Raw genomic sequence first — 9,676 nt, 5'->3', positions numbered from 1 at the left:
CGTCACGACGGTGCTGCACTTCAACCTCGATGCCTGGGACGGTTATCCTGCCGAACGGGAGAAGCTCTACGCGGCGGCCGGAACCAAGAAGTTGATTTCCTTGGCGGGTGACACCCACAACGCTTGGCACAACGACCTAACAGATGCCAGCGGCCGAAAAGTGGGAGCCGAGTTTGCGTGTCCTTCCGTTTCTTCGCCCGGCTTTGAAGCCTTTTTTGGCGGCAATACGGCTGCAGCGCAGAGCTTTGCCCAATCCACCCAGATCCTCATTGATGACCTCAACTACCTTGATGCTTCCCAGCGGGGCTATGTGCTGGCTGAGTTTAGCTCGACGGCGGCCACGTCCCAGTGGCGGTACGTGGCCAGCCTGGACGTGGAAAACATTGCCACCACTACCGGCAAAACGGTGAGCGAGTCTTAGCGATACTCACCGCAAAAGCAACTTCTTTTAGCCTCGCAGATGCGCCAGGATAACATCGAAAACGGCCGTTGCTTCCACGTTGTCGTTGGGAATTAGCTGCGTATTCCGGCTCATCAAGAGCGGACCTTCGACAGGCGTTTCGGGTGGGCGGCCGTGCGAGCCTTTCACCAACGTTGCATCCAACGGGATGATGTCCATCAGCATACGGAAGCCGAGCTTTTTGCGTAGCAGCTTCAGCCCTACTTTGGGCATGAGAAGCTTGATGTTGGGGTTAGTAAACATTTCTACCGGATCGTAGCCGGGTTTGCGGTGGATGTCCACTATGCGCGCGAAATCTGGGGCTTTGGCATCGTCCAGCCAGTAGTAATACGTGAACCAAGCTCCCTTTTCCGCCACAGCTATCAATTCGCCGGCGCGCGAATGGTCGAGGTGGTAAGCGGCCTTCTCTTCCGGGCCGATGATCTTTTCTACGCCCGGCACCTGTTCCAGCAACTGCCGCACCGCGGCTAGTTTCGACGGATCGTTCACGTAGATATGCGCTAGCTGATGGTCGGCCAAAGCAAATGCCTGGCAGGTGCCAGCGTCCAACAATTCCAAGCCCCGTTCTTCACGAATCGACAAGTAGCCGTTTTCCCGGAGTACGCGGTTTAAGTGCACTGGCCGCGAAGCTGCGGCAATACCATATTCCGAAAGAAAGATTACTTGCGCGCCTTTGCTTTCGAAATAAGTAGCCAGCTTCTCGCACACTTGGTCGATTTCCCGCAAATCGGTGGCGACGCGGGCATCGGTAGGGCCGTAGCGCTGCGCGTTGTAGTCGAGGTGCGGCAGATAAACCAGCGTCAGCGTTGGATCGTGTAGTCTATCGGTTTCGATGGCGGCTTCCGCAATCCAACGGCTGGAATTGATAGTGGTGCGAGGCCCCCAAAACTCGAACAGCGGAAACGTTCCCAGCTTGGCTTCTAGCTGCGTGCGTAGTTCCATCGGGTACGTGTAGCAGTCGGGCATTTTGCGCCCATCGGATAGGTACTGCGGCCGCGGGGTAACCGTGTAGTCGGCCGAACTGTACATGGCGTACCACCAGCAAATGTTGGCGCAGGTAAAGGTTGGGTCCTCGGCCTTGGCTACTTCCCAGATCTTGGTGGCTTCAACCAGCTTGTTGGATTGCCGCCAGAGCTTGGGTTCACACTCGTCGCGGAAATACCAGCCGTTGGCCACGATGCCGTGTTCGGTGGGCCATTTTCCGGTGAGGTAGGTGGCTTGGACTGAACACGTTACGGCTGGCAGCACATGCCCGACGGCCGCCATTTTGGCTCCTTCGGCCCATTTTTTTAGAAATGGAGTGTTCTCGCCAATAGCCGCTGGGGTCAAGCCCACGACATCAATTACTACGGTTTTACGCATATACACTTGAAAATATAATACTGAAAACAGCCACGCAAAGATCCTACTCTCGTCTGTTACGACCAGGCCGGGATTCTAGGATCTTCGGTAGGGGCTGCACTTCGCTCCTGAGCTGGTAGGGATAAAGGAAAGTTTTGCTTTACCCATGTCAATTCCCTTTCTATGGAGCCAACCAGGTCCTGCTTGATGGCGGGCGGCAACACATCCCACGTGTAAGTTTCCACTTCCAGGTAGCTGGTGATGGGCTGGGTAGCGAGCAGTTGCAACACTTTGCGAATTTCTAGCTGAGTGGATTGCAGCAGGTGGTAGCGTTCCAGAAATACCGGTACGTGAAAGTGGGAACGCCACTCCTGAGCCTGACTTCCGAGTAAATGCGGCAAAGCAGCCGGTAAATCGGGGTATTGCGTGATGCTTTCGTCCTGGTTGCGTACCAGCACCTGGTGCAAGTAGGTGGACTCGGAAAAAGCCTCGAACTGTTGCAGCAACGCCTGCCGATCTTCTAGGGTAGCAGGCAAATCAGCTTTTAAAGCCGCGCTGATTTGCACCCGTCCTACCTTGATACCCCTGGCGGCCAGCTGAGCGAAGACGGCAGCTGGTTCTTCGTAAGCCAAGGCGAAATGACACACGTCGTAGCACAGCCGCACGCAGTCAAGCACGGCCGTGGTGGCAGTTTCGGAACTTAGCCCCAGGCGAATTTGCAGGTGGTCGGAAACCTGAGGCAGCAGATACTGCTCGTAGTAATCAATGAACTCGGTGGAGTTTTCAAGTACGCCATCGGGTTCCGGCTCGATATCGAGGTGAATGAGCCGCCCGGTTTGCTGCCGCAGCTTTACTAATTCCTCAACCAATTCCGCTAGATTTTGAGTGCTGGCCTGCAAGATAACCTCGGTTTGCTGCGCATTGCTTGTCAGCCAAGGCTTGTAGGAGAGTGGCGAGGTAGAAATGCCCCCTTCCAACCCTTCGGGCAGCAAAGCGGCGAGCAAATGAGCTAGGCGCTTGGTGTAGGCCAAACGCTCGGGGGTGGTCCAGTCGGGGCGGTGCACATCATCTTTAACTACTTCTCCATGGAAACTGCCAAAAGGAAACCCATTGATAATGGGCACATATAACCCATTCTCATCAAGCCAAACTTTAAAGTCTGCTAGATGCTCGCCTTGCTCTAATTCCCGGCTAGCCAAGTCCGACAGCCGCAAACCTACGGCGAAGGGGGTAGTGGACGCAACGCGGGCCTTTACAGGCAGCAGATAAGTCTTTAAGCTCTCGAAAACCGCCGCCCAGGTTTCGCCAGGGTGGATGTTGGTGCAGTAGGTGAGGTGGTAGCCCTGATTGATATTCATGGCACTTAGCGGGTTGATAATAAGGGAGTAAAGAACAAGGATATAAACCAGAGCAACAGGTTCCAGCAGCCAGAATAGTAACTGCTTCGTCTTGAACAGCTGCTACTACTTGACGGTGTGTTTGTTTCGGGCACTTCTATGCGGAGCCCATTTACGCTAGTAGTACAAAGGTTGGTTTGCCCCAAGGCACTCCTGGAACTTTCGCTAACAAGGCAGCAGACTCCGCAAGGAAATTAGAATCCTAACTGCCAAAGCAACAGCTATTTTAGGTTACGGCAAACAGGTTGGCTAGCAGCCGGGACACTGGAAACAAAGCCAGCACGATTAGGCCGTACCACCAGCCAGCGAAGCCAGCTGCCACCGTAGCGTCGAGCAGAATTAGCGCCATCACGCCCGCTTTTACGGCCAGCCGGATGTCCAACGGCTTTAAAGAGGAAATAGCTTTCAGTAAAGGTGGAAAAATCAGGTAGCTGAACAACGCCAGGAATGGCACAGAATACAGCCCGTTTATCTGTGGCAGGCGCATCAAAACCAGGATGCCGCCAATGACCAAGCCATACAAACCCAAGGAGCCCAGCAAGATTTTCTTGTTGCCGCCGTGCACTTCTCCCCGGCTTATAGCCGTGATGGCCGCAATGTAAACCACCGGCAGTAGGGCCAAGTACCAATACGCACCGACCGCACTGGGTACTGCGCTCAGGCCCAACAACAGGTTGCCTCCACGGCAAGCTCCCATGTTCAGTGGCCCCAGCACCGCATGATGTTTGCTCACAGAATTGTAGAGCAACGCCAGAAGAGCTACGACCACTGCTACCAAACCGCTGGTCTGGTTAACCTGGAACGCGGCGGCTATACCTCCCAGCAGTAACAGCGCGCCGAGTATCGTCGCGCTCAGGCGGCTGGCGGCTCCGCTAGGAATGGGCCGTTCCGGGCGCTCTATCTGGTCGAGGCGGGCATCAAATACATCGTTGAATACCACGCCGCCGCCATACAGGCCTATTGTGGCAGCTATCAGCCAGTACAGAGCTTGTAGCTGCGGATGCGCCGCCGTTACCGGATTGTTCCGCAACAGCAACTGCACCGAGCCTGATGCCGCAAAGCCGAGCATAATATCGGCAATGGCCGTGATGATGTTGGCGGGCCGCATCAGTACTAGGTGCGCGAAAAACCGGTTCATACGCAGTGGTTCCTAACGAATGATGGTCGGATTATCTTCTACTTTCGGAGTTTGGCCGCCACGTAGGATAGAGTTACCGGAAAACTTTTGGCTCTGGTCGATAGCATTAGCTGTCAGCCAATCACTTTCAGTTATCTGTCCGCTCTGGCTAAAGGCCGTCAGTGCGTTCTGGTAGGCAACTAACTGCACGGCTTCCATTGAAATTCCGCGCTCAAGCATTAGTTGAGCTGTCTTGGGCACAGCCAGCGGGTCGCTGATGCCCCAGTCGGCGGCGCTGTTAATGAAGATGCGCTCCGGGCCGTACTGCTTCACGATTTCAGTCATGCGCTCGTTGCCCATTTTGGTGTGCGGGTAAATAGTGAAAGCTGCCCAGAACCCCCGGTCGAGCACATCCTGCACCGTTTCCTCGTTGTTGTGGTCAACGATAACCATGCCTGGGTCCAGCCCATGCTCCAGGGCCACTTCCATGCTGCGCAGCGTGCCTTTCTTCTTGTCACGGTGCGGCGTATGAATCTGTACCGGCAAGTTCACTTCCTTAGCCAGTTCCAGCTGTAGCCGATAATACTTGTCCTCGGCGGCGGTTTGGTCGTCGTACCCAATTTCTCCTACGCCAACAACCCCCTCCTTGCAAACGAACAGCGGCAACAACTCCATCACCTCCTCGGCCAGCGCTTCGTTGTTAGCCTCCTTGGAATTCAAGCCGATGGTGCAGTAGTGCTTAATTCCGAATTGACTGGCGCGAAACCGCTCAAAGCCAATCAGATGACTGTAGTAGTCTTGGAAGGTGCCTACCTGCGTCCGAGGCTGGCCCATCCAAAACGCGGGCTCGATGATGGCTACTACGCCTGCGTTACGCATAGCTTCGTAATCATCGGTCGTGCGCGAAGTCATGTGCACGTGCGGATCGATAAAGAGCATAAGAAGAGGTATTAAGAGTTGTTCGATTGTGAAAAGTGAGGTGCTAGGCCCAGGTTAGCCGTTTAGCTGGTATAGGCGCTTTCGCCTATGCTTTGCCAAGTGAAGAAAGCAGGTTGGCTGGCTTGCTCACCCGTCAGGAACTGGCTAAGAAGTTCTTTTGCTATCGGGTTATTGCTTTCTGATAAAGCCAAGAAGGCCGCTTGGTTTTCCAACGCGTTGTTGCTAAGCAAGAGGCGCTGCAAATCGGGCCGATGGTCGGCTGTTAGGTAAGGGCCCATTAGCCGCCACACTTCAGGGGTGAGTGTTCGGCCGGCCGCCCAGCGTTCATGCGCGTAGTCTAGTAGCATCTGGGCGAGAGAAGCATTCCGACGCTGATCTAAACCATAAATTTGATGCAAGGGACGCGCATTAAATACGGCCTTGAGTACCAGTTGATTCCAGGCTTCCTCCGGCAAGTAATCGTGGGGATAAGGATTGCGCAGCGCAATAGCATCGAACACACTGGTCATGGTGGTGCGTACCCCCTCGGCCGCTCGTTGAACGTGTAGTTCCGGGTAGGGTAGCAGTGGCAAAGCCGCATAAAGGGCCACTAACTCCCCAAGATCCGCCGTACTGAATAGCCGATCTAGCTTTGCTATATATTCCGATGGGCTTTGGTGCGGAGCGTGTAAAAGCAGCAAGGTGCGAGCGGCTTGGTCGGCAGTCCATACCTGCGGATTAAATCCAGGGCGAATAGAATGAGCTTCCCTTAAATGCTCAGCAGTAAATGACAATGGCTGCTTCCCAACGAAACGTGGTGCCACACTAAAAGCAAGATAAAAAGCTTTATCGGACGCTACTGCGTCCAGTTGTTTCCGCAACCAAGCCCAGTTGCTATCCGGCAACTGCGCCATTAGGATAGCTTGGAAATATGTTTTGTAAGCTTCTGTTGGCATGCCGGCTTTACAAGAAAATACAAGGAATAAAAGACAAGCTTAACTTTGCCGAACTCCTAAACCCCCAAGAAAGTTAGGCGAGAGAAGGCTTCAGAAGGAGAAGTTGAAGAGCTAATGGGTATTTTCTTTTGCAGAGGGACGGTCGTGAAACGTAGTGGTTGGTTACGAGAAGAATGCTCTTGTCAGGCACACTAGTTTAAACTCAATTCAACACTCATATTCAAGTGCTCATATTTATAGTGGCAGTCCATTTATAAGCAAGACAAAATGTCTAAAGACTGGCAATTTACATGGATGAATCCAATAAAAAACATGATGCTTTCTATTCGATTTGGATTTATCACAAAATAATGTTGGATCTACAGGCCTTGTGCCCCCTCTAAGCCTCTACATTTTAGAAGCTTAGAAGGGATAAAAGCGCCAAAATATGCAAGCTGAATCTAGCACAAAGTGGTGGCAACCTATAAGTGTATTTCTTGCCGAGTAGTTGCGCGCCGTATCATACGGCGTAACTCTATCACGAAACGCGGACTATAACTATAAGAGCTGCCTGAAAACACACTGAAAAACTAGGAGCCCTGGAATTGGCAAGGAGCGGACGTTATGCTGACTTTGCGGAAATAGCGCGTACGCAACGGCTCATTTCTTCTCCGATGGTGAGAAGGTCCTTTATTTCCTCTTCTGTAAAATCATAAGGTACGGGTTTGGCAATGCCAAGCGTACCATATAGTTGCTCGTCGAGCAACATCGGCACAGCAATAGAGCCTTCCACTTTGGTTTCTTTGGCGGCGGGGCGTGCTACACCCGAATCGTCCGTCTGTAGATTACACATTTCCACTGGTTGCCGGCGTTCGGCTGCTATACCAGCCATTCCTTTTCCAATAGGTATCTCTGCCATTTTCGGCAGCAGGAAGGCCGGGATGCCTTGTTGCGCCTGTAACTTAAGTAATTGGGTGTTCTGATCTAAAAGGTGAACGGTGCCGGTAGTGCAGTCAAAAACTGACAGGATATCGGACAGAACCCGTTGCCAATCAACAGCAGACGGTTGGCTTTGAAGATCAGAAACAATAGAAAGAGTGGTAGGTGACATAACCGTTGCGGTTGAAATGGGAAATAGGTGGCTGATGTATGGATGTATGACTTGCGGCAGAACAAGTTGATGGAGCGTTCAATATAAGCACCGAAACCAAGGACCCCGGGCAACATACGCTACAAACTGGTCGGTAGATACATTTCCTGTTGGCGCGCAGGCATTGGGTTAGCAGTCGCAGATAAGCTAGAAAAAATGTGGTAGCCTACCCTTAAGGAAGGCGGTGTCACCGGTCAGTACTTATATGTTGAGCGTCGCAGTAACTGAGGATTTCTAGCTGAAATTCAGTCACTTAATTTGACAGAAGCACGCTTGGAGAACAGCGGCAGAATGGCCTCGCCACCTCTACTGAATACCTAAATCTAATCATATAAACAGCGTTTTACAGCTAGGTTGGCTAGCTATGATCTATCGTATAGAAATCAAAGAAATTTTATATTTAAAATTCAGCCATTTATCGACAAAGAATTCTCTTTCACCCTCTAATAGCTGTTATTCAGCGATAATTTTTGCGTGCAAATGACTTATGCATTGTCTTTATAAGCGAATACAAGTATCACCTTTCATCGCGCCACTCTGTTCCTCTCTATTCCCAATGGTATCTTCTTTTAACACAAACGTTCTAGAACGAAGCAACGTCACAATTTCCGGCGCAGGTCCTCAGGCCATTGTGTTTTTGCATGGGCTTGGAGCCGACCAAAGCCAGTGGCGTTTGATAGCTCCATGCTATGAAGACCGCTATCAAGTAGTACTCTTTGACCTGATTGGGGCTGGCAAGTCGGACAGCCGGGCCTACAGCCCCCACACAACACACAGCACATTGCAAGGACATGCTGATGATTTGCTGGATGTGCTGCGCTCACTAGCGCTTTACGATATAGTTTTTGTGGGCCACTCCATTGCGGCCATGATTGGCGTGCTAGCGGCTATTCGCGAGCCTGAACGCTTTGCCAAACTCGTGATGATTTCACCTTCTCCGCGCTTTCTCAATGATAATGGGTACGCCGGGGGCTTCGAGCAGTCTGATATCAACGAATTGCTGGCCGCTATGGAGAGCGATTATAATGGGTGGTCAAACGCTATGGCGCCCGTCTTGATTGGTCCAGGTAACCGGCCTGAACTAGTGCTGGAGATGAGCAACAGTTTTGTGCACACCAATCCCGAAATTGCCCAGCATTTCGCTCGCGTCACCTTTCTCTCCGACAACCGTGAATTGCTGCCGTTCTTGTTGACCCCTTCGCTCATCATTCAATCGGCACACGATGTAGTTGCCCCGCTCTCCGTGGGCCTTTACTTGCAGCAGCAACTCGTCGACAGCGAATTGGTTGTGGTGGAAACTACAGGGCATTGCCCCCACTTAACTGCTTCTGAACAAACAGTCTCTACAATCGACCATTTCTTACAACGTGGCTGGTAGCTGCACGACTGCCCAAAGCCAAAAAGAGTAACCCGCTAAAAAACTATCCCCTGGGTATCAACGACAAGTCTCGCCGTTGATACCCAGGGGATAGTTTTTTAGGGAGCCTGCCGTCGCTGATCAAATCAAACTCAATGAAAAACAACTTAGTTTAAACGCTACTACTTTATAGCAACTAAGAGAACATGCCTAGCGCTGCCATGAAAAGTAAGCTATGACCGGCTCAAAATAGTGCAGAATAGGAGGCCTACTTTGCCGATATATTGCCTCGAATTTCGCCAGTAGGATAAGCGGCCGTGTGGAAGTCAACGTACGTTCCGTTTTCTAATAATTTCTGTCCCTCTTCTTCCGTTAGGATGGCGGTACCTGCAATGGGGGATGAGGCACCTGAGGAAAAGGAAAGGATCAGCGGCCCATTGAACCGGCCGTACCTTGATGGATGTGGCCAGTTAACGGCGTAATGCTTTGATACGTGACTTTATACGACAGCGTGCGTGTTATTTTATCGTACGAGCCAGTCAGGGTGCCGCTAGCCGTTGAGCTATTAACGGCCACTTCCTGCTTGCCATTGAGAGCAGCACTAAGTGTGAAGGTGGTGGTAGTAGGTGCTGTGGCCTCCTGCTCACAGGCCGAGATTGAAGCTAGACCAGCAGATAGTAATACAAGAGTAGTAAGTCTTTTAACCACGGGATGGATAGAGGTGAAGTTTAGAAAATGAAAATTAGTGCTTTTGCGTGATTTGTTGTTCGGTTTATTTCTCAGGAAACCTGCTTCGAACACGGATAGTAGATCCCATTGCAGGTGTTGCCTTGAACATTAGCCACGGAAACTTTTCGGTCATGCCTATAGCATCAGGCAGGGCGGCACTAGGCTGAGGAAGAGCAAGCAGTTGGATAAAAGATGTAATCAATTGGGAGGCGCATGTTGCGCGACGGGGTCACAGCTGAGGGAGAGGCGGATGCCGACGACCTTGGCGATGT

At 51.8% G+C, this 9,676-nt stretch carries 8 protein-coding genes and 1 pseudogene; 2 read left to right on the top strand and 7 right to left on the bottom strand.

The annotated features are described in order from the left end of the window. Positions 1-421: alkaline phosphatase D family protein (locus ACFE7X_RS24445; protein ID WP_375438296.1), on the top strand; the 421-nt coding region annotated here is incomplete at its 5' end. A 27-nt stretch (positions 422-448) separates the two neighbouring features. On the opposite strand, the gene ACFE7X_RS24440 is transcribed toward ACFE7X_RS24445, so the two are convergent. From ACFE7X_RS24440 to ACFE7X_RS24415, 6 genes are all read right to left on the bottom strand, one after another. After that, positions 449-1,822: an alkaline phosphatase family protein gene (locus ACFE7X_RS24440; RefSeq protein WP_375438295.1), complete on the bottom strand. Its 1,374-nt coding sequence runs from the start codon at positions 1,820-1,822 to the stop codon at positions 449-451. A gap of 56 nt (positions 1,823-1,878) precedes the next feature. Next, complete coding sequence (gene eboE / locus ACFE7X_RS24435) at positions 1,879-3,159, bottom strand: metabolite traffic protein EboE (protein WP_375438294.1); 1,281 nt, start codon at positions 3,157-3,159, stop codon at positions 1,879-1,881. 265 nt (positions 3,160-3,424) lie between these two features. Then, positions 3,425-4,336 carry a UbiA-like protein EboC gene (eboC, locus tag ACFE7X_RS24430; RefSeq protein ID WP_375438293.1) on the bottom strand — a complete coding sequence of 304 codons (912 nt, stop codon included), beginning with the start codon at positions 4,334-4,336 and terminating at the stop codon, positions 3,425-3,427. Between the two features lie 12 nt (positions 4,337-4,348). Beyond that, complete coding sequence (locus ACFE7X_RS24425; RefSeq protein WP_375438292.1) at positions 4,349-5,254, bottom strand: TatD family hydrolase; 906 nt, start codon at positions 5,252-5,254, stop codon at positions 4,349-4,351. A 62-nt stretch (positions 5,255-5,316) separates the two neighbouring features. Beyond that, positions 5,317-6,057, bottom strand: coding sequence for an EboA domain-containing protein (locus tag ACFE7X_RS24420; protein WP_375438291.1), 741 nt, complete (start codon positions 6,055-6,057; stop codon positions 5,317-5,319). Positions 6,058-6,790: 733 nt separating this feature from the next. Continuing rightward, entirely contained in the window at positions 6,791-7,279 is a 489-nt protein-coding gene (locus ACFE7X_RS24415; protein ID WP_375438290.1) for a GAF domain-containing protein, read from the bottom strand. Between the two features lie 595 nt (positions 7,280-7,874). Between ACFE7X_RS24415 and ACFE7X_RS24410 the strand changes: the two genes are divergently transcribed. Beyond that, the gene (locus tag ACFE7X_RS24410) at positions 7,875-8,696 is read left to right on the top strand and encodes an alpha/beta fold hydrolase (protein WP_375438289.1); all 822 of its coding nucleotides are present in this window, start codon (positions 7,875-7,877) and stop codon (positions 8,694-8,696) included. 247 nt (positions 8,697-8,943) lie between these two features. Here ACFE7X_RS24410 and ACFE7X_RS24405 read toward each other — a convergent pair. After that, positions 8,944-9,251, bottom strand: a pseudogene (locus ACFE7X_RS24405) (CHRD domain-containing protein). Positions 9,252-9,676: the final 425 nt, after the last annotated feature.

This window comes from uncultured Hymenobacter sp. (genome assembly GCF_964242765.1).
Taxonomy (GTDB): domain Bacteria; phylum Bacteroidota; class Bacteroidia; order Cytophagales; family Hymenobacteraceae; genus Hymenobacter.
The sequence above is the reverse complement of the archived record's forward strand: the minus strand, read 5'-3'. Positions and strand labels throughout refer to the sequence as shown.